This is a genomic window from Pantoea endophytica (genome assembly GCF_002858935.1).
Taxonomy (GTDB): domain Bacteria; phylum Pseudomonadota; class Gammaproteobacteria; order Enterobacterales; family Enterobacteriaceae; genus Pantoea; species Pantoea leporis.
This window is the reverse complement of sequence record NZ_PJRT01000005.1, coordinates 334,513-360,315: the sequence shown is the minus strand read 5'-3', so window position 1 is coordinate 360,315 and position 25,803 is coordinate 334,513. Positions and strand designations below refer to the sequence as shown.

At 50.8% G+C, this 25,803-nt stretch carries 26 protein-coding genes and 2 pseudogenes; 14 read left to right on the top strand and 14 right to left on the bottom strand.

Annotation, left to right across the window (positions count from 1 at the left end; all coding sequences use genetic code 11):
- Positions 1–37 precede the first annotated feature (37 nt).
- From PZBJ_RS04115 to PZBJ_RS04105, 3 genes are read left to right on the top strand one after another with little or no spacing between them, the layout of a single operon-like run.
- Positions 38–487 (top strand): STM2901 family protein, encoded by a 450-nt coding sequence (locus PZBJ_RS04115; protein ID WP_101761320.1) that lies wholly within the window; start codon positions 38–40, stop codon positions 485–487.
- Positions 481–807 carry a DUF1493 family protein gene (locus PZBJ_RS04110; RefSeq protein WP_101761319.1) on the top strand — a complete coding sequence of 109 codons (327 nt, stop codon included), beginning with the start codon at positions 481–483 and terminating at the stop codon, positions 805–807. Before PZBJ_RS04115 ends, PZBJ_RS04110 begins: the two co-directional genes overlap by 7 nt.
- Positions 808–821: 14 nt before the next feature.
- Positions 822–1,307 (top strand): Hcp family type VI secretion system effector, encoded by a 486-nt coding sequence (locus PZBJ_RS04105; protein WP_101761318.1) that lies wholly within the window; start codon positions 822–824, stop codon positions 1,305–1,307.
- Positions 1,308–1,360: 53 nt separating this feature from the next.
- On the opposite strand, the gene PZBJ_RS04100 is transcribed toward PZBJ_RS04105, so the two are convergent.
- Positions 1,361–1,843 carry a cold-shock protein gene (locus PZBJ_RS04100; RefSeq protein WP_101761317.1) on the bottom strand — a complete coding sequence of 161 codons (483 nt, stop codon included), beginning with the start codon at positions 1,841–1,843 and terminating at the stop codon, positions 1,361–1,363.
- 190 nt (positions 1,844–2,033) lie between these two features.
- Here PZBJ_RS04100 and PZBJ_RS04095 point away from each other — a divergent pair, with 190 nt between their 5' ends.
- On the top strand, positions 2,034–2,732 hold the full coding sequence (locus tag PZBJ_RS04095; protein ID WP_101761316.1) for an RluA family pseudouridine synthase: 699 nt from the start codon (positions 2,034–2,036) through the stop codon (positions 2,730–2,732).
- Positions 2,733–2,752: 20 nt separating this feature from the next.
- Here PZBJ_RS04095 and PZBJ_RS04090 read toward each other — a convergent pair whose 3' ends face one another.
- Entirely contained in the window at positions 2,753–3,292 is a 540-nt protein-coding gene (locus PZBJ_RS04090) for a DUF2058 domain-containing protein (protein ID WP_101761315.1), read from the bottom strand.
- A gap of 306 nt (positions 3,293–3,598) precedes the next feature.
- Between PZBJ_RS04090 and PZBJ_RS04085 the strand changes: the two genes are divergently transcribed.
- Both PZBJ_RS04085 and PZBJ_RS04080 read left to right on the top strand, forming a co-directional pair.
- Positions 3,599–4,579 carry a DUF1852 domain-containing protein gene (locus PZBJ_RS04085; RefSeq protein WP_101761314.1) on the top strand — a complete coding sequence of 327 codons (981 nt, stop codon included), beginning with the start codon at positions 3,599–3,601 and terminating at the stop codon, positions 4,577–4,579.
- Between the two features lie 29 nt (positions 4,580–4,608).
- Positions 4,609–5,640 carry a methionine synthase gene (locus PZBJ_RS04080; protein WP_101761313.1) on the top strand — a complete coding sequence of 344 codons (1,032 nt, stop codon included), beginning with the start codon at positions 4,609–4,611 and terminating at the stop codon, positions 5,638–5,640.
- A 60-nt stretch (positions 5,641–5,700) separates the two neighbouring features.
- On the opposite strand, the gene PZBJ_RS04075 is transcribed toward PZBJ_RS04080, so the two are convergent.
- Positions 5,701–7,170, bottom strand: coding sequence for a glucosyltransferase domain-containing protein (locus PZBJ_RS04075; RefSeq protein WP_101761312.1), 1,470 nt, complete (start codon positions 7,168–7,170; stop codon positions 5,701–5,703).
- Positions 7,171–7,380: 210 nt separating this feature from the next.
- On the opposite strand from PZBJ_RS04075, the gene yajD reads away from it, so the two are divergent.
- On the top strand, positions 7,381–7,728 hold the full coding sequence (yajD, locus tag PZBJ_RS04070; RefSeq protein WP_101761311.1) for an HNH nuclease YajD: 348 nt from the start codon (positions 7,381–7,383) through the stop codon (positions 7,726–7,728).
- 48 nt (positions 7,729–7,776) lie between these two features.
- On the opposite strand, the pseudogene fliD reads toward yajD, so the two are convergent.
- Positions 7,777–9,188, bottom strand: a pseudogene (gene fliD / locus PZBJ_RS04065) (flagellar filament capping protein FliD).
- A 293-nt stretch (positions 9,189–9,481) separates the two neighbouring features.
- On the opposite strand from fliD, the gene licT reads away from it, so the two are divergent.
- Positions 9,482–10,345, top strand: coding sequence for a BglG family transcription antiterminator LicT (gene licT, locus PZBJ_RS04060; RefSeq protein WP_101761310.1), 864 nt, complete (start codon positions 9,482–9,484; stop codon positions 10,343–10,345).
- Between the two features lie 131 nt (positions 10,346–10,476).
- On the opposite strand, the gene PZBJ_RS04055 is transcribed toward licT, so the two are convergent.
- From PZBJ_RS04055 to PZBJ_RS04040, 4 genes are all read right to left on the bottom strand, one after another.
- Positions 10,477–11,871 carry a glycoside hydrolase family 1 protein gene (locus tag PZBJ_RS04055; RefSeq protein ID WP_101761309.1) on the bottom strand — a complete coding sequence of 465 codons (1,395 nt, stop codon included), beginning with the start codon at positions 11,869–11,871 and terminating at the stop codon, positions 10,477–10,479.
- 15 nt (positions 11,872–11,886) lie between these two features.
- Entirely contained in the window at positions 11,887–13,755 is a 1,869-nt protein-coding gene (gene bglF, locus PZBJ_RS04050) for a PTS beta-glucoside transporter subunit IIABC (protein WP_101761308.1), read from the bottom strand.
- Positions 13,756–13,969: 214 nt separating this feature from the next.
- Entirely contained in the window at positions 13,970–14,674 is a 705-nt protein-coding gene (locus PZBJ_RS04045; RefSeq protein WP_101761307.1) for a YoaK family protein, read from the bottom strand.
- Between the two features lie 64 nt (positions 14,675–14,738).
- A complete protein-coding gene (locus PZBJ_RS04040) occupies positions 14,739–16,187 on the bottom strand; it encodes a sugar porter family MFS transporter (protein ID WP_101761306.1) in 1,449 nt (482 codons plus the stop codon).
- Between the two features lie 242 nt (positions 16,188–16,429).
- Here PZBJ_RS04040 and PZBJ_RS04035 point away from each other — a divergent pair, with 242 nt between their 5' ends.
- From PZBJ_RS04035 to map, 3 genes are all read left to right on the top strand, one after another.
- Positions 16,430–16,615, top strand: a complete 186-nt coding sequence (locus tag PZBJ_RS04035; protein WP_101761305.1) for a con-10 family general stress protein — start codon at positions 16,430–16,432, stop codon at positions 16,613–16,615.
- 112 nt (positions 16,616–16,727) lie between these two features.
- On the top strand, positions 16,728–16,970 hold the full coding sequence (locus PZBJ_RS04030) for a ParD-like family protein (RefSeq protein ID WP_008106304.1): 243 nt from the start codon (positions 16,728–16,730) through the stop codon (positions 16,968–16,970).
- Positions 16,970–17,752, top strand: a complete 783-nt coding sequence (gene map, locus PZBJ_RS04025) for a type I methionyl aminopeptidase (protein ID WP_101761304.1) — start codon at positions 16,970–16,972, stop codon at positions 17,750–17,752. The genes PZBJ_RS04030 and map overlap by 1 nt, the downstream gene beginning before the upstream one ends.
- A 43-nt stretch (positions 17,753–17,795) precedes the next feature.
- On the opposite strand, the gene PZBJ_RS04020 is transcribed toward map, so the two are convergent.
- Both PZBJ_RS04020 and PZBJ_RS04015 read right to left on the bottom strand, forming a co-directional pair.
- On the bottom strand, positions 17,796–19,361 hold the full coding sequence (locus PZBJ_RS04020; RefSeq protein WP_101761303.1) for a methyl-accepting chemotaxis protein: 1,566 nt from the start codon (positions 19,359–19,361) through the stop codon (positions 17,796–17,798).
- Between the two features lie 431 nt (positions 19,362–19,792).
- Positions 19,793–20,287 (bottom strand): DUF892 family protein, encoded by a 495-nt coding sequence (locus tag PZBJ_RS04015; protein WP_101761302.1) that lies wholly within the window; start codon positions 20,285–20,287, stop codon positions 19,793–19,795.
- A 425-nt stretch (positions 20,288–20,712) separates the two neighbouring features.
- Here PZBJ_RS04015 and PZBJ_RS04010 point away from each other — a divergent pair, with 425 nt between their 5' ends.
- Both PZBJ_RS04010 and uraH read left to right on the top strand, forming a co-directional pair.
- Positions 20,713–20,916 carry a con-10 family general stress protein gene (locus tag PZBJ_RS04010; RefSeq protein WP_064740224.1) on the top strand — a complete coding sequence of 68 codons (204 nt, stop codon included), beginning with the start codon at positions 20,713–20,715 and terminating at the stop codon, positions 20,914–20,916.
- Positions 20,917–21,503: 587 nt separating this feature from the next.
- The gene (gene uraH / locus PZBJ_RS04005; protein WP_101761301.1) at positions 21,504–21,926 is read left to right on the top strand and encodes a hydroxyisourate hydrolase; all 423 of its coding nucleotides are present in this window, start codon (positions 21,504–21,506) and stop codon (positions 21,924–21,926) included.
- 37 nt (positions 21,927–21,963) lie between these two features.
- Here uraH and PZBJ_RS04000 read toward each other — a convergent pair whose 3' ends face one another.
- Positions 21,964–22,968, bottom strand: a complete 1,005-nt coding sequence (locus PZBJ_RS04000) for a helix-turn-helix domain-containing protein (RefSeq protein WP_101761300.1) — start codon at positions 22,966–22,968, stop codon at positions 21,964–21,966.
- A gap of 116 nt (positions 22,969–23,084) precedes the next feature.
- Here PZBJ_RS04000 and PZBJ_RS03995 point away from each other — a divergent pair.
- Positions 23,085–24,068: pseudogene (locus PZBJ_RS03995) on the top strand (MFS transporter); the annotation flags it as partial.
- Here PZBJ_RS03995 and PZBJ_RS03990 read toward each other — a convergent pair.
- Genes PZBJ_RS03990 through PZBJ_RS03980 form a run of 3 tightly spaced genes read right to left on the bottom strand, consistent with a single transcriptional unit; the run spans position 24,054 to position 25,796 of the window.
- Entirely contained in the window at positions 24,054–24,602 is a 549-nt protein-coding gene (locus PZBJ_RS03990) for a pyridoxamine 5'-phosphate oxidase family protein (protein ID WP_101761299.1), read from the bottom strand. The pseudogene PZBJ_RS03995 and the gene PZBJ_RS03990 overlap by 15 nt on opposite strands.
- Before the next feature lie 28 nt (positions 24,603–24,630).
- On the bottom strand, positions 24,631–25,206 hold the full coding sequence (locus PZBJ_RS03985) for a TetR/AcrR family transcriptional regulator (protein WP_101761298.1): 576 nt from the start codon (positions 25,204–25,206) through the stop codon (positions 24,631–24,633).
- On the bottom strand, positions 25,203–25,796 hold the full coding sequence (locus tag PZBJ_RS03980) for an NAD(P)H-dependent oxidoreductase (RefSeq protein WP_101761297.1): 594 nt from the start codon (positions 25,794–25,796) through the stop codon (positions 25,203–25,205). Before PZBJ_RS03980 ends, PZBJ_RS03985 begins: the two co-directional genes overlap by 4 nt.
- Between the last annotated feature and the right edge of the window lie 7 nt (positions 25,797–25,803).

Genomic DNA, 25,803 nt, shown 5'->3' with positions numbered 1-25,803 from the left:
TTGTAATCTGGCCGCCTGTAATTCAGGGAGGATGATTATGGATACGGTTGAGCAGCTTAATGGGACGTACTTTTACAAAGGAGTCAGCAATGTTTCAGCTGGTGAATTATTTTTTTGGATACTTTTGGACAAAATTGATGAGCATGTAGGTGGCATCAATAACATTGTTGCGGTGAGCAGCATCATTCTTGGTCTTCCTATTCTGGGTACAAGAGGTAAGCCCGGCAATGCTACACCTGGTACTTCGATCGCCTCTAAATATTCGCGTCAAATTCTGAATGTGAAATTGCCCAGACCTTTGCCAACGTTCACTAATACCAGCATTAAGTTACTCAAGCCGATGTGGACAAACAATCTTGGGGCTTTTGTTGGCCGAACTGTGCCGGTTGTAGGATGGGTCTTACTGGCAAATGATCTTTCTCAAATAGTCTATAAGACTGTTTCAACCTACAACATGATCGTGAGAGAAGAAGATCGAGTATGGTAGACGAACATCAAATATTAGATTTTTTTCGTGGCGAGTTATCTCTCATGACTACATGGAGTTTAAAACCCATTCCAATCGAATTTGATACTCCATTACAAGGCTACGCCGGATGGGATGAGTTGCCCTATGCCATTCAGGATTTTGGTAAAAAATATCATGTCGATACAACAGTTATAAATTTTGATGCTTATTATCCCTGGAAAACAGAAACAGTTTTCCGAAAATACTTTTCTAAGGATCCAATTCAACAAGACGTTAAACCACTAACTGTACGTATGTTTGTGGAGTCGGCTAAAGCTGGACGCTGGTTGTATGACTAACTAAGGAGATTCACATGGCTATACCCGTTCATATGTTTATTAAAGATGATGGCGGCGCAGTAATCAGAGGCGGTTCAGACGTGATGCACCGTGAGGGCAGCATTGAATTACGGGGTGTACAGCATCTTCTCTCTATTCCCACCGACAACAATACCGGCAAGCTAACAGGCACACGGCAACATGCTCCATTTATGTTTGAGAAAGAAATTGATTCTGCGTCACCTTATTTATACAAGGCTGTGGCAACAGGTCAGACGTTAAAAGAAGCTGAAATCAAATGGTACCGCATCAGTGATGCTGGTCAGGAAGAAGAGTACTTCAACATATTAATGGAAGACGTAAAGGTCATATCGATATCGCCGATCATGCATGACACGCGTAATTGTCCAGGAACCGGACATATGGAAAGCGTTGCGCTGCGTTACGCGAAGATTACGTGGAAATATGTTGATGGAAATATTCAATTCACCGACGCATGGAACGAAAGGCCAACGGCATAATCAATGCGGAAATCCTGCGTGAGGATTTCCGCTGAGAATTAATCACAATATCTTCACACCTTAAGCATTTTCACCGTGGCATCAATATCAATTTCATCCGCCGTGAAAATCAAAGTCGTTCCCTGAAAGGTGGTTACCGCCAGTTTTTTCAGTGAGCGCGTTTCATCCGGCTTAACGTCTGTTTTCGGCTTGATGCTATTCATCAGAATACCTACCGACAGCACGGTATTCTCTTTATCGATGCGCGTTTCAACCGGCACGTCTTCGCTGTAAACCACATAAGATTTGATCGAGGTGAGCTTCAGGCGCTCGCCGGCAATATAGATGTATTTGCTCTCAGGCGAGACCTTCACCGCATACGCTGACAAACCTTTATTATTGGTGGTGGGTTCAAAGGTCACCGCCGCGTCTTTCTTAATCAGCTCAGGGTTAGCGACCTTAATCACATGGAAATAGCGGTTATCGCCATTTTCATCTTTGATAAATCCAAAACCTTTATCCTGAAACCAGGTTGTGATCGTTCCGTTCATCGCCATTGCCGCCTACCTAATCGTTATCTACTCAGTTTTTTCAGCGCGCAGTGTAAAGCACATTGCCTGCGCAGACCACGTCTTTGCTTTAAGTCTGGACGATAAATTTCGCCTGAGCGAATAGACACATGCCCGGATTCGCCAGTTGCCGCAAAATTCGCTATTATCCGCATCCCTTCGCCAGCCGGGCAGCCTGATGTCTACGATTATCGATACCTTTATTGCCCCGCAATGTCTTGAAGAGATTGAGATTCTCTACCAGGACGATCATCTGCTGCTGATCAATAAACCAGCTGGTCTGCTCAGCCTGTCGGGGAAGAATCCGCGCAATCTCGATTCTGTGCATCATCGGTTAGTGAAGCTTTTCCCCGGCTGCACGCTGGTGCATCGTCTGGATTTCGGCACATCAGGGTTAATGGTGATTGCCCGCAATAAGGCGATCAATGCCGCAATTTGCCAGCAGTTTAGCCAGCGCAGCGTGACCAAGATTTATCGTGCACTGTTGTGCGGGCATCTGCATGACGACGAAGGTGTGATTGACGCGCCGATTGCCAAAGATCCGACGCTATTTCCATTGATGTCAATTTGCCCAATCAATGGTAAGCCAGCTCGCTCACGCTATCAGGTGATTGAGCGCACTCATCACCTATTGGAAGATAAGACGTTCATGCCATTAACGCGGGTGGAACTTACGCCAGAGACTGGACGCACCCATCAGCTGCGTATCCATTGCCAGCTGTTGGGCCATCCGATTTTGGGTTGCGACCTGTATGGCGGTCTTATGCTGGCGGGGACCGAACACACCCCGCGTCTGATGTTACACGCCAGCGAGTTGAAGTTTGTTCATCCGGTCAGCGGCGAGTGCATGAACGCCAAGTGTGCCTGCCCGTTCTGACAGCGCAACCGGCGTTGTGCTTACCACATTAAATCATCAGGCACTTTGAAATCAGCGTACGGATCGTCTTCATCCTGCGCTTCCTGACTCAATGCACTATTCAACACGATGCTGTTCGCATCACGCTGTGCAATTTTATCGGCGACGCTGGCGGGAATAATCGCGTACTGGCTCTCGCCTTTGCTATCGACGGCCAGGCGCGCAATCGCCAATCGGCCATTAATCAGTTGCGTCTGCGTTTGCTTATCAACGTCGATTTTTTTGATCAGATTATTGTCGGTGAAATTAAAACCAATATTGCCTTTAGAGATATCGATTTTGTTCATTTCGATCAGCTGCTTAACCTGCGCTTTGTACTCTTTCGATAACGCCGCTTGCTTTTGCTGTTCGCTCAATTGCTTATCACGCTCAAGCTGAGCCTTTTTGTTCTCTTCCACCGCTTCTCTGGCCTCACGAGCCTGAACGCGTGATTTCTTAGCGGTTCTCTGGACCTTGTCCATTTTTTTGCTGCTGACTAAGCCTGCTTTCAGCAGCTGCTCTTGTAAGGTGAGTTTTGCCATTGTCGTGTCTTAACCGGTTAAAAATTTGTGGAAGAGTATACCTTTAATTGTAGAGCCTCTGCCAGGTTGAACAGGCTGGCTACAGTGAGCGCCGTTCATCCTCCCCTCCTCATCATGAAATTCCTTCATGTTCGATGAAATTAAATCACTTTTTTTCAACCAGTGACTCAGGCATAAAAGTACCATTGTTAATAACTTAAAATAATATCAAGCCTGCTGAATGAAAGTACCCTGCAAAAGCATTGGGAAATCCTGAAATCCAGCGACAGCATGGCTTTTTATTGTTAACCGGGATAGCAGACTAGAATGAACAACGCCTTTACTTTTACGGTTAAGAGCCTTCGTTTCGACGAAAATTACAATCCTTCTGGCAATACACGCATCACCACCAACTTTGCTAATTTGGCGCGTGGTGAGAAGCGTCAGGAGAACCTGCGCAACGCCTTAGTGATGATTGATAACCGTTTCAATTCACTGGCGTATTGGGACAACCCTAAAAGCGATCGTTACGCGGTTGAGCTAGAGATTATTTCTGCTGAGCTAAATCTGGGTGCCGAGGGCAACAACAGCACCTTCCCGGTGATCGAAATATTGAAGACCAATATCGTTGATAAAAAAACCAACGAACGCATTGAAGGGATTGTTGGAAATAACTTCTCTTCTTACGTGCGTGATTATGATTTCAGCGTTTTATTGTCTGAGCACAACAAGAACCATACTGAATTCCGCACGCCAGATAATTTTGGCGATCTGCATGGCAACATCTTCAAGAATTTCGTTAACTCAGAAGCTTACAAAGCGAATTTCAATAAAGCGCCGGTTATTTGCCTGAGCGTATCCAGTAAAAATACCTATTACCGCACCGGTAATGAACATCCGGTGTTGGGTATTGAATATCAGCAGGATGAACTTTCTCTGACTGACGAATATTTCGGCAAAATGGGCCTGCGGGCACGCTATTTCATGCCGGCAAACAGTGCTGCGCCTCTGGCCTTCTATTTCCATGGCGATTTACTCAGTGATTACACCAATCTTGAGCTGATTAGCACCATCAGCACCATGGAGACGTTCCAGAAGATCTACCGCCCTGAGATTTACAATGCGAATTCTGCAGCTGGTAGACACTATCAGCCAAGCCTGAGCCATCAGGATTATTCTTTAACGCGAATTGTTTATGATCGAGAAGAACGTAGCCAACTGGCTATTGAACAAGGAAAGTTCACGGAAGAGCGCTTCATCAAGCCATATCAAACTCTTCTTGAGCAATGGTTTACTCCCGTTCTTTGATTACCGATAAAAATATAAGGTCACCTGCTATGAAAAAATTATTACCGACTTCCACTGCTGGTAGTTTACCGAAACCATCGTGGCTGGCTCAGCCGGAAACGTTGTGGTCACCGTGGAAATTGCAAGATCAGGAATTAACCGACGGCAAACAAGATGCGCTGCGTTTGTGCCTGGACGATCAACAGCAGGCAGGAATTGATATCGTCAGTGACGGCGAGCAAACCCGCCAGCACTTCGTCACCACCTTTATTGAACATCTCAACGGCGTAGATTTTGAGAAGCGCGAGATCGTTAAAATCCGCGATCGTTATGATGCCAGTGTGCCAACAGTTGTGGGTCCGGTGAGTCGTCAAAAATCAGTGTTTGTTGAAGATGCAAAGTTTTTACGTCAGCAAACGGATCGTCCTATTAAATGGGCACTGCCGGGTCCAATGACCATGATCGACACGCTTTATGACAACCACTATAAAAGCCGCGAAAAACTGGCATGGGAATTCGCTAAAATTCTCAATGAAGAAGCGAAAGAGTTAGAAGCGGTGGGCGTCGATATTATTCAGTTTGATGAGCCGGCATTTAACGTCTTCTTCGACGAAGTGAATGATTGGGGTATCGCAACCTTAGAAAGAGCCATTGAAGGGCTGAAATGCGAAACCGCAGTGCATATTTGCTACGGCTATGGCATCAAAGCGAATACCGACTGGAAAAAGACGCTGGGCACAGAATGGCGTCAATATGAAGAGATATTCCCTAAACTGCAAAAGTCGAATATCGATATCATCTCACTGGAGTGTCAAAACTCGCATGTGCCAATGGAGTTGATGGAACTGATTCGCGGCAAAAAAGTGATGGTTGGTGCCATTGACGTGGCAAGCAATACCATTGAAACGCCAGAAGAAGTTGCAGCAACGCTGCGTAAAGCCCTGCAGTTTGTTGATGCTGATAAACTCTACCCTTGCACCAACTGCGGCATGATTCCTCTGCCACGCGGTGTGGCAAGAGGCAAGCTAGATGCATTGAGTGCAGGTGCAGAAATTGTTCGCAAAGAACTGTTGAATAAATAACACCAGATAAAAGCTCAGTCCGGGATTATTACCCACCCGCAACCGGACTGAGCCATTGATTTAAGGTTTATTAATCTGCCCACCCGATTTTCTGAAATCAATCACCATCGTTTGCCCATCCTGAAAGGCGTCAAAATCGGGTCCCTGCGCCAGATAGTGGCGCGGTATAATTACTCTCATCTCATCCGTTGCTTTCACCGCTTTCAATCTCAAACCTACATGTTTGATCAGCGCCAGCCATATCCACGGTTCAGACTCACCCAACATTTTCATGCGGATATGTTCGATGATGGGGAAGTTACGAATATTGGTTTGTACTTCTGGAGCATCATTCAACTGCCCAATAAAGGCAAGTGAATCAATCGATTGGGCAGCGGGAGCAGAAAGCGTGATTTTGATCTGATTCATCACCTCCATTTGATAACGTTGATCGTTAACTACAGTGTTAAAAGTGACCAGCATCACCACCAGATGATAAAACAGCAATATCGCACTCAATCCCGCCAGCCAGCTTCTTATTGCAGGTAATGAATAAACGGCTACATAGAAACAGAACAGGAAAGTAATGCTGCATGCGCCCAGCATACGCGGTGCAAATAACGGCGTGGCTAAGGCCAATGAAAGCCCGGGGATGGCGATGATGACGATCAATCCCGCACTGAACAGCATTAAGACCGCACTTAGCGTCAACTTCTGCTGCTGTTTTAAGTTTCGAACCATCACAATAAGGCCTGAAAACATTATCAGCATAGGCAGCCCTATAAATACCATCATGCCGCGCGGATAAGCGCTGAGAAAAAGGTCACTGAACGCCTTAATAGTGTTGATAAGGACTTGCAGAGAATCGGAATTCAGTGATAACAGCTTGCTGTGTTTCATGCTGTACCAGTCGATCTTCACTGGCAATAAATAATTCATCGCGAGTTTATAAGCCAGGATGGCAATGCCCAGCGCCACTATTTTCCCGCACAGCCACTTCCAGCTGGATTGATCATTTACCAGTCGAGAGACGACCAGCAAGGCTACGCAGGCAATATAGACATTGAGCCCTGGCTGATAGAGTGTCTGAATCAGCAATAATATCAGCGCCGTGTAAACGATCTCCTGAAAAGGCTTTGCGCGATTAACCATGCTTGCCAGCATGGCGCCTGCAAATGACAGAAGTATGGTGAGACTGTCATAGGTATAGAGCATTCCCTGCGTCAGAAAGGGATTAAGAATGACAAATAGCGGCGGGAGAAATGACCAGAAACCCGCCAGCGGAATTCTCAATCTTTCCGTGAAAAATACCGCAGCAATACTTAGCGCCAGCAATCCGAGCAGTAAATTAAGCGGAGAAATATCGCTGACCGTATCACCAAAAGAGATCAGGGATTGTAATAACCAGGTGCCCGGCCTCCCGTTACTTAGCCATGTTGATCTATCCCCATCTAATATCCGGTAAAGATCATCCCGATAATAAATTTTGTTGGTCCATAGAGGGATAGTGGCCAGCAATGCCACCATCATAGTCAAAGCGATACGCTGCATCCGGCTTACCGACGGAGAATCATTAACGGGCATCATTTTATGAGTGAATTTCCATCGAACGGGGTCGGGCGGCCTTTTATTTCCGCGTAGTTACAAACTAGTGTAGGCGGTTTTTTAGAACGGATGCTCAGGAATGATAAACATCATTGGCAGCTGCGGGATGTGCAGATAACATGTCGCTTTATCTCTTTCTAACAGGCAACGTCGGCAATGGCTCTGATCCCTAAAAACTACTCGCGGCTGGAAAGCGGCTATCGTGAGAAAGCATTAAAAATCTATCCGTGGGTATGCGGCCGCTGCTCGCGTGAATTTGTTTATTCCAACCTGCGCGAATTAACCGTTCACCATATCGATCACGACCATACCAATAACCCGGAAGATGGCAGTAACTGGGAGTTGTTGTGCCTCTATTGTCACGATCACGAGCACTCGAAATACACCGAAGCGGATCAGTACGGCACGCGTGTTGTGGCGGGTGAAGATGCGCAGAAGGATGTTGGTGAAGCCACCTATAATCCTTTTGCCGATTTGAAGGCCATGCTGAATAAGAAAAAGTAAGGCTAGTTTCAGAAATAGCGATCGCCATTTATGGCGACCGCTTTACGCTTACTTATTGGTCTTTGTACTATTGCTGAACTGCTCGGTGAGATAGTTGCTGGTGTTATTCAGCACGCTGACCATCTTATCCAGATTGGTGAACTGCTTTTTATACCGCGCAATCGTGTCATCAATACGTTTGCTGGCGGTATTGTACTGATCGGTTAGCGTATTCAGTTTTTTACTGATCGAATCCGTCGCGCCCTGCAACACACCTTTACTGCTGAGAAATGCGGTGAATGTGGTGTTCAGCACCGTCGAAACACCGGTTTTTTGCCATCACCGACAAACATGTCCCGAATCGCTTCTGGTTTCACTTGCAAGCTGGTGGTCAGTTTGGTGGCATCCAGCTTAAGTTGGCCGTTAGTGGGATCGGTAGTAATGCCCGCCTGAGATAGCGTTTTATAAACACCTGAACCCGAGCTGTTGGCCAGAATACTTTTCAGTTGCACCTGAATATTACGCAGTGTGCCATCACCGAGTAGCGCTCCATTCTTCCCGTCCGGATCCTTACCCGCATCCACTGGCGTGTATTTAGTCAAACTCGCCATCGTATCCTGCAGCGAGTTATAGGCATTCACCCAATCGGTAATGGCGGTTTTCGCCTTGTTGGTATCGCTGCTCACCGTCAGCGTTTGGTTGCCGCTGGTTTCATCGTTAAGCTTCAGCGTGATGCCTTCCACCGCGTCGGTGATAACGTTGCTGCTGCTCTCAATCGCCACATTGTTTACGGTCAGCTTGGCATTCTGCGCCTCGACGCTTTGCGCCATGCCGCTGCTGGCCGCATCTGATGCATCAAAGCCGATAAAATCCTGCAAGGTATCATCGCCGGTCACGCTCAGCGATTTCACCGCATTGGCGGTGCCGGATGCCGATGATGTCAGCGACAAACGGTATTCCGTGGCGGAGACCTTGATCAGGCTTGCAGTAACGCCAACGTCGGATTTGTTAATGGTGTCACGAATCGCCGAAAGCGAAGTCTGATCTTTGGTTAGCGTAATGCTTTTCTCTTTACCTTCCGCGTTAACAAATTTCAGGGTTCTGGACGCGGCATCGCTACCTATCGCCGCTTTGATATCGGTTTTTGTCTCGCTGGTTAGCGTCTGGGATTGCGCCAGCTTCTGCACGCTGATGGTGTATTTTCCCGCCAGCGCATTGCCGTTGGAATCGGCGCTAAACGCACTGGAACTGGATGCTGTGGTCGTCGAAGTATAAAGCGCGGCATCGTTTAATTTATTGTTTGCCGTCTGGAAGGTCTGAATTGCGGTTTTAAGGGTGCCGTAGGCGGACAACTTCGCGGTCGCAGCGGATTGTTGTTTGGAAATCGGTGCCAGCGATTGTTTTTCTGCCGCGGTCAGTTTGTCGAGAATGGTGCTTAAACCCAGTCCTGAACCGACGCCTAATGTTGAAATCCCAGTCATGTACGCAACTCCTGTTAATTTAACGTTACGGTACTATCGGCAGCCTTAACGCAAACTTTATAGAAATCTGATCATTTCCTTACGCTATCCTTACATTCATTAAATTGCGCCATCAACGCATCTGATTAATTGCGCTGGAAATATGATGCGTTTCACATTTAACTGTCGCTCTGCTTGTCGGGAAAGCAGAGCCGATTATGATCTGGCGAGATTGTTACTGCGTTCAGCGCAGGCAAAACCTGACACGCCGTCCTCCCGGTGGGTCAGGTTTTTTATTTTCAGGGCAGATAAAAATGAAAATCGCGAAAATCCTCAACAATAATGTCGCGGTGGTGCTGGGCGACAACGGCAAAGAACAGGTGGTGATGGGACGCGGTTTGGCGTTTCAGAAGCGCGTTGGCGACGAACTGGATGCACAGCAGATCGAAAAAGTGTTTGCGCTACAAAGCGACACCTTAACGGGCCGGCTCAGCGAACTGCTGTCGGATATCCCGCTCGAGGTGATCACCACCAGCGAACTGATCATTGCCAACGCACGTCAGCAGCTGGGCCAGCCGCTGCATGAAAGCCTCTCCATCGCACTGTGCGATCACTGCCATTTTGCGATTGAGCGCCACCAGCAAGGTATCCCGATTCGCAACGTGTTGAAGTGGGAGATCAAAACGCTCTATCCGAAAGAGTTTTCATTGGGTATCGAAGCGTTGGAACTGATTAACCAGCGGCTGGGCGTAGCGTTGCCGGAAGATGAGGCCGGATTTATCGCGCTGCATCTGGTGAATGCGCAGCTTGGTAGTGATTTCGCCGATGTTTCTCACATCACGCAATTTATGCAGGAAATCCTGCATATCGTGAAGTATCGCCTGCAGCTGGATTACCGCACAGAGAGCTTGAGCTACAACCGTTTCGTCAACCATCTGAAGTTCTTTGCGCAACGCATGTTGGGCAAACGCGGCGTGTGGAGCGAGGATGAATCGCTGCATGATGTGGTGCGCGACAAATATCCGCTCGCCTATCAATGTGCAGTGAAGATTGATCAGCACATTCAGCAGAAATACCTGTATCAGCTCTCCAGCGAGGAACGCATGTTCCTCACCATTCACATTGAGCGGGTACGCAAAGAGACGCTGGCGTTGCAGGATGATGCGAATGAGGCATAACCAAATTTGTATCGCGCACGTTGCGTAGCAGCGCGATTTATCGCGCATTTCAATGGCGGCACCGTGCCCATCCCGACTTTGCGCAATAAATTGCGCCGCTACGATATGTGCGGCGCTTAATTATTCACTGGCTATTTCAACGCTGCACCATGGCTACGAATCACGTCCTGATACCAGAAGAAACTCTTCTTACGTGAACGCGCCAGCGTGCCGTTGCCCGCGTCATCGCGATCAACGTAGATAAAGCCGTAACGCTTGGAGAACTCGGCCTTTGACGCGCTGACCAAATCAATCGGTCCCCAGCAGGTATAACCCAATACCTCGACGCCATCTTCAATCGCTTCACGCACCTGCACCAGATGATCGTTGAGATACTGGATACGGTAATCGTCGTTAATTTGCCCGTCCGCTTCCACCACATCTTTGGCACCAAGCCCGTTTTCCACGATGAACAGTGGCTTCTGATAGCGGTCGTACAGGACGTTAAGCAGAATGCGCAGCCCTTCAGGATCGATCTGCCAACCCCAATCGGAACTCGGCAGATGTGGGTTCGGCACCATCGAGAGAATGTTGCCGCGCGCTTTCTGATTCTCCTCTTCGTTAGTGGTAACGCAGCCGGTCATGTAGTAGCTGAAGGAGATGTAATCGACGGTGTTTTGCAGGTCGCGCTTATCGGCCTCGGTGATCTCGATGCTGATGTTACGATCGGCGAAGAAGCGCTTCATATAGGCCGGATACGCGCCGCGCACCTGTACATCGCCAAAGAACAGCCATTCGCGGTTCTGTTGCAAGGTTTCCAGCACGTCCGCCGGACGGCAGCTCAGCGGATAGAGCAGCGCGCCCAGCAGCATGTTGCCGATTTTGCCGTCCTTAACGATTTCATGGCAGGCTTTCACCGCGCGCCCGCTCGCCACCAGCTGATGATGAATCGCCTGATAGATTGCCTGCTGATCGCTCTCTTCCGCCAGACCTACGCCGGTGAACGGCGCGTGCAGCGACATGTTGATCTCATTAAAGGTCAGCCACAGCTTCACCTTGTGCTGGAAGCGGGTGAACACCGCGCGCGCATAGCGTTCAAAGCAATCAATGGTGATGCGATTGCCCCAGCCACCGTACTTTTTGATCAAGCCGTACGGCATTTCGTAATGTGACAGCGTCACCAGCGGCGTGATGTTGTATTTCGCCATCTCATCGAACAGGCAATCGTAATAGGCTAATCCCGCTTCGTTAGGTTCCGCTTCATCGCCCTGCGGGAAGATGCGCGTCCAGGCAATCGAGGTACGCAGCACGGTAAAGCCCATTTCGGCGAACAGTTTGATGTCCTCCGGGAAGCGGTTATAGAAATCGATGGCGGTATCCTTGATGCCAAAATCGTCATCGCTGCGCTCGACGCGTGCACCAAATATGCCCTTGGGTTGCAGGTCGGAGGTCGATAAACCTTTGCCACCTTCCTGATACGCGCCTTCAACCTGGTTTGCGGCAACGGCGCCGCCCCATAAAAATCCGTCAGGGAAACGTTTAGTCATCTGTTTGCTCCTCTATTATTTCAGCACGGCCAACAACGGAGCGCCTTCGCTCACGGCCGTGCGGCTCAGGGTTAACACATCCACAAAGTCATCGCTATTACTCACCAGCACTGGCGTAGTGAGGTCAAAGCCTGCGGCTTTAATCGCATCGAGATCGAACTGCAGCAGCAAATCGCCCACCTTGACCGGCTGATCGTTCACTACTTTCGGAGAGAAATAGTGTCCATCGAGCTTCACGGTATCGAGGCCAACGTGGATCAACACTTCTGCGCCCTGCGCCGATGTCAGGCCAATCGCATGGCCGGTTCGGAACATTGACGACACCACGCCATCGATCGGCGATACCACGCGGCCCCGCTGCGGGATAATCGCCGCGCCTTTACCGAGCAATCCGCTGGCAAAAGTTTCATCTTTAACCTGATCGAGCGGAATGACATCGCCCGCCATCGGACTGACCACGCTTTCGCGGCGCGTCAGGCTGGTGGGCGGAGCAACCGCTGCCGGCGGCGCAACCGCTTCGGTTGCGAGCTCGGTCAGACCGAACAGATAGGTGCTGACGCAAGCGAAGATCAGCGCCACCGCCGCACCGGCAAATGCCGCCAGCACGCTGGCATCAATGCCGCTGTTTGGTACCACCTGAATAAAGGTGAACACACTCGGGAAACCAAAGGAGTAAATGGTGGTGTGCCAGAAGCCAAGGATCGCCGCGCCCAAGGCGCCACCGATGCAGCCGAAGATAAACGGACGACGACGCGGTAGCGTCACGCCATATACCGCCGGCTCGGTGATGCCGAAGATGCTGGCGGTAAAGGCTGATCCCGCCATCGCTTTCAGTTTCGCTTCGCGGGTGCGCAGGAAAATACCAAGCGTGGCGCCCGCCTGGCCCAGCACCGCAGGCATCAGCAAGGGCAGTAGCGTGTCGTGACCAAAGTTGGCGAGGTTGTTCAGCATGATCGGCACTAAACCCCAGTGCAGACCGAAAATCACGCACACTTGCCAAATCGCGCCCATCACCGCACCCGCAATCATTGGGCTCAGGCTGTAAATCCACAAATAACCTTCGGCCAACATGCGGCTCAGCCAGGTCGCCGCCGGACCAATCGCCAGAAACGTCAGCGGCACGGTGATCAGCAGGCAGCACAACGGCGTAGTGAAGTTACGCACCGCGCTAGGAGAACGCGGATGCACCCAGCGTTCAATCAGGCTGGAAACCCAGGCCGCGAAAATAATCGGAATCACCGACGAGCTGTAGTTCAGCACTTCGAGCGGGATGCCGATGAAGGTCAGCGCATTGCCCTGCTGCTGCTGTTGCAGCACTTCGAGAATCATTGGATGCACCAGCGCAGCGGCAATCGCCATGCTGACAAAAGGATTACCGCCAAATTTTTTACCGGCGCTGTAGCCGAGCAAAATCGGCAGGAAGTAGAACAAACCGTCGCTGGCGACAAACAGCACTTTGTAGCTGCCGCTGTCGGCACTCATCACGCCGAGCACCAACGCCAACGCCAGCAACCCTTTGATGATGCCGGTGGCGATCATCACGCCGATAAAGGGGGTGAAGATGCCGGAAACCAGATCGATAAAGCGTGCAAATAAGCCTTGCGGTGCAGCGTTATCTGCGGCCTCGCTCTGATTATCCAGCCCGTGACGTGACGTGATTTCGCGATACACTTCCGCTACCTGATTGCCAATCACCACCTGATATTGGCCGCCGCTCTCCACCACCATGATCACGCCAGGATTGTCTTTTAACGCCGCAGTTTGCGCTTTTTGACTGTTTTTTAGTTTGAAGCGTAAGCGCGTGGCGCAGTGCATCACGCTGATGATGTTCTCTTTGCCGCCAACACCGGCAAAGATGTCATCCGCCAGTTCCTGATATTGCATCACTCTTTCTCCTGAACAATGCCCTAAACTCATGCCCTGAATTTCGCGCAAAAAAAAACCTGAGACGCGCCCTCTTCAACTGAAAAAGGGCGCGTCTCAGGTTTTGCCTGCCGAACAGTAACAATCCTTAACGGGCGCTATCATGCTAACAGCGCGGAAAAAGTGGCAAGCAGTTTTAGCGAACGATGCGGAAAACTGTGAAGCTGCTCACCGATCAGATCCGTTGCAGTGCCGCCAAAGCCAGCACGCTGAGCAGCACACCGATCACCATCAGCAGCAGATAACTCATCCACTGCAGCAGCCAAATCCCCAACACACCGCCGCCCAAAAACGCCAGCACGGTGTAAAAATGCAGCTTAAGCCGCTCAATGTAAAGCGGCGCATCTTTGGGGGATTCTTTGCGGCGCAGCACATCAAACAGCATCGCCAGCTCAATGCCGATATCGGTCGTGGTGCCAGAAACGTGCGTGGTGCGCACGCGGGCGTTGGAGATGCGCGTCACAACGGCGTTTTGCAATCCCATCAAAAAACTCAGGCTCAGCACCAGCAACACGCCAGAGCCGCTAAAGCGAAACCAGCTTTCAATCACGCCGAGCAGCAGCAAAGCGATGCCTTCAATCAGGATGTTGATGGCGTAGATGCCGCGAATCTGGCGCCGTCTGCCGGAGTTGATTATCAGCGTTGAGACAGAAGATCCGGCGATAAACAGCAGCACGATGAGCAGAAAAAACAGGCCGACGTGCAGATTAGCTTTGGCCAGATGGTCGGAAAGTGAGGAGACATTGCCGGTCATGTTCGCCGAGAAGAAGCCGACCGTTTCAAACGCTGCGGTGTTAAGTGCGCCCGCAACGGCGGCCAGCGTGCAGGCCAGGCGAATGTCGGTATTGAAGGTGCGCGTGTTCTCGGCGGTGATTAGCATGGGAAATCCTGGCCCGGTGAAAGATGCGTATCTTCCTCCCGTGACCAGGAATTCTCAAGCGCCGCTACGCGGTTTGCTGATCCTGCTCCTGCTCGCTGAACCGCTCGCGCATCTCATTTTCGATCTGCTCGAGCGATTTGCCTTTGGTCTCCGGCAGCATAGTGATTACGAAGATCAGCGAGCCGACGTTGATGGCTGCAAAGATAAAGAACGCGCCATTGCCGGTGGCGGAGAGCAGCGGCGGGAAGGCAAACGCCACCGCCGCGTTACAGATCCACTGGAACGAAACCGCAGCGCCGGTCAGCACGCCGCGCACTTTCATCGGGAACAGCTCCGACATCAGCAGCCAGTAAACCGGCGAAATGCACATCTGCATAAAGAACAGGAACACCAGGATCGCCGCCAGCGCGAAGATGCTTTGCGTCATGTCCTGTGGCATCAACAGCAGCACGCAGCCCAGTGCCAGCTGCATGGCGATCACTACCGACAAACCGGTCATCAGCATGGTACGACGACCAAAACGTCCCACTGCTTTGATGCCCACCATGGTCGCCAGCACCGAAACAATCCCGTTACCGATGGTCGCCGCAATCGAGGCGTTGGTGCCCATGCCGGTGGTTTTCAGAATCACGGGCGTGTAGTACATAAAGGCATTCACGCCGGTGAATTGGATAACAATGCCGAGCCCCGCGCCCACCAATAATAAGCGAAGAATCCATTTCTCTTGCAGCAGTTCACGCGCTGAGGGCCCCTGACGCGCCGCTTTAGCGTGCTGGCGCATCTCCGTCATCTCCTTTTTCACTTCGCGCGGCGTTTCACGCAGTTTGTGCAGGATACGGCTCGCTTCTTTGATGCGCCCTTCTGCCACCATCCAGTGTGGCGACGCTGGCACAAAGAAGGTGCCGATAAACAGCAACGCGCCAGGAATCATCGCCATCGCCAGCATATAACGCCACAGATGCGGATCGTTGAGCGTGAAACTCATTACCGCGCTGACCACATAAGCCAGCAGCTGACCGGAAACAATCATCAGCTCGTTGCGGCTCACCAGCGGCGCACGCCGTTTTGGCCCGGCAATTTCGGCAATAAACACCGGTACGGTTGAGGAACCGCCACCCACCGCAATCCCCAGCAGAAAACGCATCGCCACCATTACGTGCAGGTTTGGCGCTAACGCGGTACCAATCGCGCCCAGCACAAAAATTAGCGCCAGAGAACGCAGCGTAATGCGTCGGCCAAAGCGATCGGAGAAATAACCACTAAGGAAAGCACCCAGCGCGGCACCGAAGATCAGGGATGAAGTGACTAAACCTTCGGTGAACGGTGTGAGGTCAAGACCGCCCTGATTAGGCGGCAAGGTCATAAACGGCAAGGCACCCGAGATAATCCCGGTGTCATAACCAAAAGCCAGAGCACCCATTGTCGCTACGAGTACCACAAAGAAGATGCGCTGTTTAACGGTGAGATTACTTAGCGCTGAATCGTCGTCACTGTTTTGCTGCGATGTGTCCATTCCTGTTCCCTGCATATTGAACGCGCCTTGTAGCGCAAAGGTTGAAACCCAAAAGGCAGAAGTATAGTCAGGAATTGTAAATTGTGACGAAGGTCACTATTAATTCGACAAATTTCATCGCGCTTAATGATCATTTTCAATGATCGGCGTTTACGGCCTGGCTTTAACGCAACGGCGAACTAAAATTGCAGCGTGACTAGCTAGTCCTCAAATCTAACGGAACATTGATAAGAGGTCTTCCTATGAACAAACAGAGCTACAGAGGCGGCGCAGGGAATTTTGCTAACGATCCAGAACGTGCGAAAGAAGCTGGCAAGGCGGGAGGCAAAGCCAGTGGAGGCAACTTCAGAAACGATCCTGAACGCGCCGTTGAAGCGGGACGGAAAGGAGGCAAAATAAGTCGTCGTCCTCCAACGAAGTCTGAGTAAGGCGCCTTAGGATTTTGTCCGCCATGGATTGGCTTCACCCCCTTTTTGCATATCCCAGCCTAAAACGGTAACCTATATACATATCACATACGATTCATATATAGGTTGCACCATGGGCATCGTAAAAATCTCTGACTTAATGCATGAGAATCTGCGCATCGCCAGCACGGCGATGAGCCGTTCCATCAACGCGCAGGCGGAACACTGGATGAAGATCGGCATGCTGGCCGAGATTTATCCGTCACTCAATCATCAGGAATTGACGCGCTTGCTGATGCGCGTTGAACGCGACAGCGGCGCGGATTTAGCGCAACTGCTCGACCATCCTTTATTCACCTCGCAGGGAATCGCGTAATGAGCATCAAACTGCACACCGCTGAAGAGATCGAACTGGCGCGTGCCGCTGGACACGCCGCCGCTAAAGTGCTGGAGATCATCACTCCGTACGTTAAACCGGGCGTCACCACCGATCAACTGGACGCGATTTGTCATGATTACGTGGTAAACGAGCTAAAAGTGGTGCCAGCAAATATTGGCTATCACGGTTACAGCAAAACGACCTGTACGTCGGTGAATCATGTGGTGTGCCACGGCATTCCGGGCGAGAAAAAGCTCAAGGATGGCGACATCGTCAACATAGACGTCGGCATCATTAAAGATGGCTGGTACGGCGACACCAGCCGCATGTATTACGTTGGCCAGCCGTCGGTGCGCGCCAAACGTTTGGTGGATATCACCTACGAATCGATGGTGGCAGGTATCAAAGTGGTAAAACCGGGCGCGACCTTAGGCGATATCGGGGCGGCCATTCAGCAGGTAGCGGAAAAAGCCGGTTTCTCGGTGGTGCGCGAATATTGCGGTCACGGCGTTGGCGAGGTGTATCACGGCGATCCGCAGATTCTGCATTACGGCACGCCAGGCACGGGATTGGCGTTACAGGCGGGCATGATTTTCACTATCGAACCGATGATCAACGCGGGTAAAGCCGGCACCAGTGTACTGTCCGATGGCTGGACGGTGGTCACCAAAGACCGCTCGCTGTCAGCGCAGTGGGAACACACCATCGCCGTGACCGAAACCGGCTTTGATTTGTTGACGCCGTGGCCAGAAGGTACCGGCGAATATCCGGCAATTTAAAAAAAGATCCAGAACGCATATGCCGTTCTGGATCACCCTCGCATTAAGCGGTTTGACGCAGCGTAAACACGCTTACGCTATTCACCATATTCGCCGCCTGCTCGCTCAGCATCGCCGACGCCGCCAGCGATTGTTCCACCAGCGACGCATTCTGCTGCGTGGTGATATCAATCTGGCTAATCGCGGTGTTGATTTGGCTGATGCCGTCTGCCTGCTCACTGCTGGCCTGATTGATCTGCACCAGCAACTCTTTCATCTCAGCCACGTTCGACATCATGCCGTTCATCAATTTATTGGCATCCGTCACCATATCGCGCCCATCGGCAATACGGGTGGACGACTCCTCAATCAAATTACGGATCTCATGCGATGAGGTGGCGGTTTTCTGCGCCAGCGCGCGGACTTCCTGCGCCACCACGGCAAAACCGCGACCATGTTCACCCGCGCGTGCGGCTTCTACCGCAGCATTAAGCGCCAGAATATTGGTCTGGAAAGCAATGGAATCGATCAGGTTGATGATCTCCGCCATGCGGCTGGCAGAATCATTGATTTCGGCCATTTTGCTGGCGACGTTGTCCATCATGCTGGCATTGCGTCCTACCGTGGTTTCCGCCTTAGCGGAGAGATCGGCGGCAACGTAGGTATTATTACGCGTGTTGCTAATGGTGGCACTGAACTCCTCCACCGAGGCCGCCGTTTGCTCTACCGAGCTGGCCTGCTCTTCCGTACGCGCCGCGAGATCGTTGGTGCCCGACATGATTTCACTGGCACCGCCGGATATCTGTTCTGCGCTAATGCGAATATGGCTGACAATATCCGACATCTTTTCCTGCATCTGCTGGATGGCGTTAATTAACTGCCCCATTTCATCCTTTCGCTGTTCATGAAAATCAGAACTGAGATCGCCATCCGCCACTCGACCAAGAAAGGCGATCACTTTTTTCAATGGCACTGTAATCGAGCGAATAATAATCCAGCCAATAAATGCTGAAAGTAAAATAGCCACTACAAAAATAATCAGCATGGAAATTTTAGTTTTGCCGTATGACGCCATAAAATTATTATAGGAGCCATCCATTTGCTGCTCTTGCAGGGTAATAAACCCCTCAACCTCATCGATATAATTTCTTTGCGCTGAGGCAAGCGTAGAAAAATAGAAATTCACTGCTTTTGTCACATCACTATTCACTAAATCGAAGAATACATTTCGCTCTTTAAGGAACTCTGCTCGCCTCACTTCCACGCGCTTGAGAAATGCGATTGATTCATCATCGGTAGCCAGCTTATTTAACTGCTTGTAGGTTTCGGTAATTTTCTTTGAGGCATCCTGAAGATTGCTCTGAATCGTTGTCCGGCGTTGCGCATCAATCGGGCTCAGCAGCAGCGCCTGCTGCTGCACCGTTACGTTGATCTCATCAATTAATCGGTTGCCCAATGCAATAGTGGGATAATCGTCTTTCATCATGCCGTTAACGCCGGTTTCAGCTAAGAACAGCGAATTTAATCCGAGTAACGCCACTAAAAGTAGCATCGCGATATTGAGCATAGAGGATATTGTAAGTTTGGTTCGCAACTTTACATTACGTGAAAATCTTTGAACTACGTCCATTTAGAAACCTCAATGATTTTGATTGAAAAGTAGTGAAGACAATAATGTTGTTTTAAAAAAAACAGAAGAGGCTACGGGCGTTAATCGGCAGCATCTCTGCTGTTATCGTCAGCAATTTCATTAACATTAGAGACGATGATTGATAGGGTCACATTTCAAATATCAGACGCGGAGTGTTATTTTGCTGAAATCGATTTCATTGATCAGTTCCATTTACTGATAGGGAATAACATAAAATTCTAAGCCTGGTTTTTTTACTTAATTTAGAATAAAGGTTCTCGCCAGGCTAACAAATAGCAAAGAATGATCCTGATTTTATTATTTGCAGCAATTTGACTAAGGGAAAACAGTTAGTTTCTCTGTAGCGTTTAACCTGCAAGCCAAATTGAGCGGTCAGCAGAGCAAGGCTGCCGACCACTTATAGTTATCCGTCAGACTGCGGCTACCGCGCTATGCAAAATGGCCTCGTTCGCCACGTCCGGCAGCTGATGAAGAAGCCAATCTGCCATCTGGATTTCATGTTGCAGGATCAGCTGGAAAGTCTTAATACCTTTGCTGTCCGCCGCCTGTTGCGCTGCGGCCAGTAATGCGGTGTAGGTTGCCACTTTATAGTTACAGAACACGTAGCTGCTCACCGCAATGCGCACGCCCTCTTCATTGCGCAACATATCACTCGCGGCTTGCCCAACGATCGACAATCGTCCTAACGCGTCTTTCAGCGCTGACCAGTTACTGTCGTAGCGTTTCAAAACGTCTTTCACCCACCGCTGCTGTTCAGCGGTTTGTTGTGCATATTGCTTCATACGTGCCTGCAACAGCGGGAACTCCTCCAGCCGCAGCGTAGCTGCCTGCAGCAAAGGCTCTGCATGTTTTTCCATCGCATGCGCATCGCGCAACCAATCCAGATATACAAATTCCTTGGTCATCAATTTGCTCCGGTAGTGAGAAGAACATCGACAGTTAGCTGCCTGATGGGTATGACATCAGCTCATTTAGGCTAATTGAGCAAAATAAGCGAAGCGTTAATTTAGGCTAAACAAGAAGATTAATTAAACGTAGCAAGCAAGCGTCAAGCTGCAAGTAATGTGCGCAAGAATTGCGATTGAGGTTATAAGTAAATGTGCTTACCGCTTCGCTTATTATCTGGCTAGAGAAGCTTTCTTTTTAATGTTAAAAATCTTAAGCAAGTAACTAATGGTAGTTACATTTAGAGAGAAGTGAAAATTTAACTGGAAGTAACATAAGCAAGCCTCTTAGAATTAAGACTTACGAGAAACCCAGGCTTGAAACTGGAAAAAATGGCACTACATTTATTTTGCATCATGTTGGTATTTATAAAAGAGGAGAACCAATGACGGACGCTAAGAAGCTACCCGATGAGGAAGAAAAAAAGCCGCAACGTCGTGGTGGTGCAGGCAACTTCGCAGAGAACAAGGAACGCGCGGCTGAAGCCGGGCGCAAAGGCGGTCAGGCTAGCAGCGGTAACTTCAAAAACGACCCGGAGCGCGCCATTGAAGCAGGAAGAAAAGGAGGGAAAATCAGCCGACGCAAATAACATTCTTCCCAAAAGAATAAACATCTAACATCGTTTTACTTCTGCACAACACTCTCCTGATACTGTATTTACGCTTCGCTTAAATACAGATTTATCCATGTCAGGAGGGTTATTTCCAGCTAAAAATCCGTATAATCGATTATTTCTTGATCAACTTCAATTTATTTACCGCTTCGCTTATCCAGGCTTTACCCTTCGCTTATTAACCACAAAATTACATTTGCAAGCTAATAATAAATGCCTGACTCAAAATTATATATGTACATGTTACTTAAACTGGTACAACTTTTAGAGAAGAATTCTGACAGATGACTCAGAATAATCGGAGGTGGATTAGCGTAGTTGTCGCTCGCTGGTAATTAAATTAACCGCCATTTGCACTGAGGGAGTGACAACAACAATGACCTGCATTACGTATGCTCGCCCTTCATGGCAACCAGGTTTGCATCAATGCCCGCTAAGATGTCAGCACTTGGTAGATTGCTCGTCAGATCTCAGAAATTTCACATTTAGTCTTATCAATTATGATTTTGTTGTCGAAGCATCCAGGATTGCAGCACATTCACCTGCTTAAAAAGGATATTTTAATGAAAACTCTCTTTACCTCAGCCAGCGCCATCCTGATTGCGACCAGCCTGTCAGCGGGAGCAGCACAACCGGCAGCACCAAAAAATCCGCTCAGCGTACATGTTTTGAACCTGCAAACAGGCTCGCCGACAGCGGGTATTGAGGTTGAACTCGATCAGAAACAGAACAATAACTGGGTGAAATTAGCCAGCGGCAAAACCGACAGCAACGGCAGGATTAGCGCGCTGTTCCCGGAAGATAAAACCGCCAGCGCAGGCAGCTATCGCGTGGTGTTTAAAACCGGTGACTATTACAAAATGAACAACCAGAAAACCTTCTTCCCGGAAATTCCGGTCGAGTTCAATATGGAAAGCACCGGCGAGCACTACCATATTCCGCTGCTGTTGAGCCCGTTTGGTTATTCGACTTATCGCGGGAATTAAATGTAAAACGGTCGCCTTTAACGGCGACCCACGGAATCTATTGTGTTACCCCTCTTTCACTAAATGACTTGCGCCAGTTGGTCGGGGTAGTGTTGAGCCGCTGTCTGAAGTGATGACGTAAGGTTTCTGGCGATCCAAATCCCGCCTGTTCAGCAACCTGATCAATGCTCAGCTTGCCGCTCTCCAGCAGTGCGCAAGCTTTTTCCAGCCGCATGCTCAACATCCATTCTCCCGGCGTGGTGCCGGTAGCGTCATGGAAACGGCGTAAAAAGGTGCGGCGGCTCATGCCAGCTTGCCTGGCGAGTTGGTCAATCACCAGCGGCGTATTGAGGTGATTACGCAAATCATCAAGTAACGGCGAGAGATTTTTTGCCGCACGCTGCGGCACCGGCTGCTGAACCAACTGCGCCTGATTGCCTTCGCGCAGCGGCGGTGTCACCATGCGGCGCGCGGTGCGGTTTGCCACTTCAATACCATAATCACGGCGGATCAGATGCAGGCACAAATCCACGCCCGCTGCGCCACCCGCTGACGTAATGATGCTGCCCTCATCAACATAAATCATACCGTGCTCAACCTGCACCTGCGGGAAGCGTTGCGCCAGAATCTCGGTGCTGTTCCAGTGTGCGGTCGCGCGCTTACCATTTAGCAATCCGGCAGCGCCCAACACGAAACTGCCTGCACAGATCGAAACAATACGCGTGCCGTTGCGATGGGCTTTTTGTAACGCGGCGATAAGTTGATCCGATGCCGGTTCATGTACGCTGCGCCAGCCGGGAATCACGATAGTGCCCGCCTCTTCCAGCAGCTCAAGTCCGCCGTCGACCACCAGCCGCACGCCACCTTGCGCGCCGAATACGCCCTCTTCCACCGACGCCTCGCTCAAATCGTATAAAGGCTGGCCGAACACTTCGTCGGCACGCCCGAAAGCCTCAACGGCGATGCCGAACTCAAAGGTACACAGACATTCATACGCCAGCAAAACCAGTCGGCGGTTGAACGGTGCAGGCGAATGGCCATGAAGCGGAGCAATCATTTGCATTAAAGGTCACCGGAGAAATTGGCACGATCTTGACGATATATGGCATGCAGGCAGATTTCCACTCGCACGCCAATCTTTCATGCTGGCACGCTCTTAACGTATCGCAGGGATTGAGTATGAAGAACATGTTGGCGCTGATGGCGGTTTGTCTGGCCGCATTGATGTCGGGACTGGAGATATCCAGCGTACCGGTGATTTTGCCGGTGCTGGAAAGGGAGATGCACGCCAGCTTCCGCGAATTGCAGTGGATCATGAACGCCTATACGCTGGCCTGCACCGCGGTGTTAATGGCAACCGGCACGCTGGCCGACACTTATGGACGCAAGCGCATCTTCATCATCAGCATTATCGCCTTCGGCGTGACATCGGTGATGTGCGGACTGGCGGGCAATGCGCTGTGGCTGATTGTCGGACGTTTGCTGCAAGGATTAAGCGGTGGCGCGATGTTAACCTGCCTGATTGCCATTCTGTCGTTCCAGTTTCCGCAGGGCAAAGCGCGTAGCCGTGCGTTCGCCGCGTGGGGCATTACCTTTGGCTTTGGGCTGGGATTCGGACCCATCATCGGCGGCATGCTAGTTGCCTGGTTTAGCTGGCAATGGGTGTTTCTGGTACACGGATTTATCGCGCTGCTGACGCTGATCCTCGCGCTGAAAAATGTGGTCGAATCGCGCGATGCTGAAGCCCAAAAGCTCGATCTCAGCGGCCTGATTACCTTATCGCTCAGCGTGGTCGGCGCCACCTATCTCATTACGCAGGGCAGCAGCCTCGGCTGGAACAGCGTCGCGGCACAACTGATTTTGCTGCTTACACTGCTGAGCGCGCTGCTATTTGTATGGATTGAGAAGCGCCATCCACATCCGATGTTTGATTTCTCCGTATTCCGTTTCCGCGCCTTTTCCGGGGCATTAATGGGCTCGATTGGCATGAACTTCAGCTTCTGGCCGCTGATGATTTATCTGCCGGTCTATTATCAAAGCGGCCTTGGCTACAGCAGCATGGCAACCGGTTTGGCGCTGCTGACTTACACTTTGCCGACCCTACTGATGCCGCCGCTGGGCGAGAAACTGGCGGTGCGCTTTGGCGCGCTACGGATGCACCCATTTGCTGCTGACTAGCGCGCCGTCGTCGGTGTAATTCAGCAACGCTCTTTGATTATCTTCCCGCGCCAGCAGGCACCAATCCAGTTGGGTAATTCGGATTAGCAACACGCCAAAATTATCCTCGGCGTTAGCGACATCATTGGATTGGTGGTCAATGTCACTTCCCGGCGCAGCGCCAGCATAGGTTTGCTGCGTCCGGCGCGATAATCGTTGCCACGCCGCTTCAGCTACTGCGCTGTGCGCGGCGTGCAGCTCGACCGTTCCCTGCAACCGCAGCTGCGTTTTTGCGCTGTATCCCAGAACCGTAACGTCTGGATTAACCGCCAGCGCCTGCCATTTCGGGCTACGCATATCAGTGTGCAACTCCAGCGTGCGTTTGACGCGGTCAACCGCGCGCAGCACCAGCGTCCTTGCCTGCGGCTTGCCCTGTTGATCAACCGACGCGAGTGTTAAGAAGTGAAAACCGGCATCGGGTTCGCTTGCGCCGGTCTCCAGTTGTTGCCAGCAATCGCTATCAATCTCGCGTAATGACATCTGTTGTTCCTGTTGGCTGGATAAAAGGTTACTGGTGACGTTCCACCAGCGCCAGAATCAGCGCCTGAAGTTCGGCTAATCCTTGCTGCTGGCTGATGTCACCGCACACCACCGCATGGGAAATCGCATCGGCGGCGCCTAACATTCCCCACATGCTGGCTTGCGGCAACGTTGCCTCCGCAAACCAGCTGCGGAATTTTTCAATGAAATCGAGCTGATATTTACGTTTCACTTCCGCCAGTTCCGGCGTGCTATCGAGCGCCGACAGCACATCGGGAATTTCACGTCCCTGCGTTAACACGCAATCGACGTAACTCGACGCCACCACATTAGCCCGCTCGGCAAGGCTGGCACCGGCAGCGTGCATCGCCGCCTCGATAATCGCGTTCTGGCGCAGATCAAAATCTTCATACAGCGCCGCGAGCAGACCGTGGCGCGTGCCAAAATGATCGTAGACCACCGGTTTACTGACGCCCGCTTCTTCCGCCACGCGTCCTAACGTCAGCGCATCGCTGCCCTGCTCGCGCACCAGGTTCCACGCCACGCCAATCAGTTGCTGACGACGCGCCTGATGCGTCATGCGCTGGCGAGTGGGTTGATTCATGCCATTTCCTTCACGTTAAAAAGTCGCTGTCCGAGTTGGTTTGCCAGCGTGTAATGCGCGTCGGGATAATGTTCATCGGTTGGCAGCAGCAATTCGCTGGTCACCACCGGCGCGCCGCAATAGCCAAAAATCCCCTCATCGATCTGCGTGCGCATGCTGCTGAAATAGCCCCGACGCACATAGGTGCGCTGGCTCGCCGCGCCTAGCGCCAGCAAATGCACCTGCAAATGGCCGAGCTTTTTCACCACAGTTTGGCCATCATCATCGTACGCCCAACCTTGAGTGAAAACGCGATCGATCCAGCCTTTCAGCTGCGCCGGAAACGACCACCAATAGATGGGATAAACCAGAATCAATGCATCGGCGCGATCCAGACGTTGCTGTTCCGCCAACACATCTGTCGGCGATGGCGCACCACTTTTGAACTGATCGAAATCGGCCTGATTGAAGCGCGGATCGAACTGCTCCGCCGCCAGATCGGCAATTTCATAGCTGTGGCCACCAGCAGCAATTCCTTGTGCCACCTGCGAGACGATGTGGTGCGTGTGTGAATGTTGGTCCGGATGAGCAGTAACGATCAGAGCATGCATAGCGACA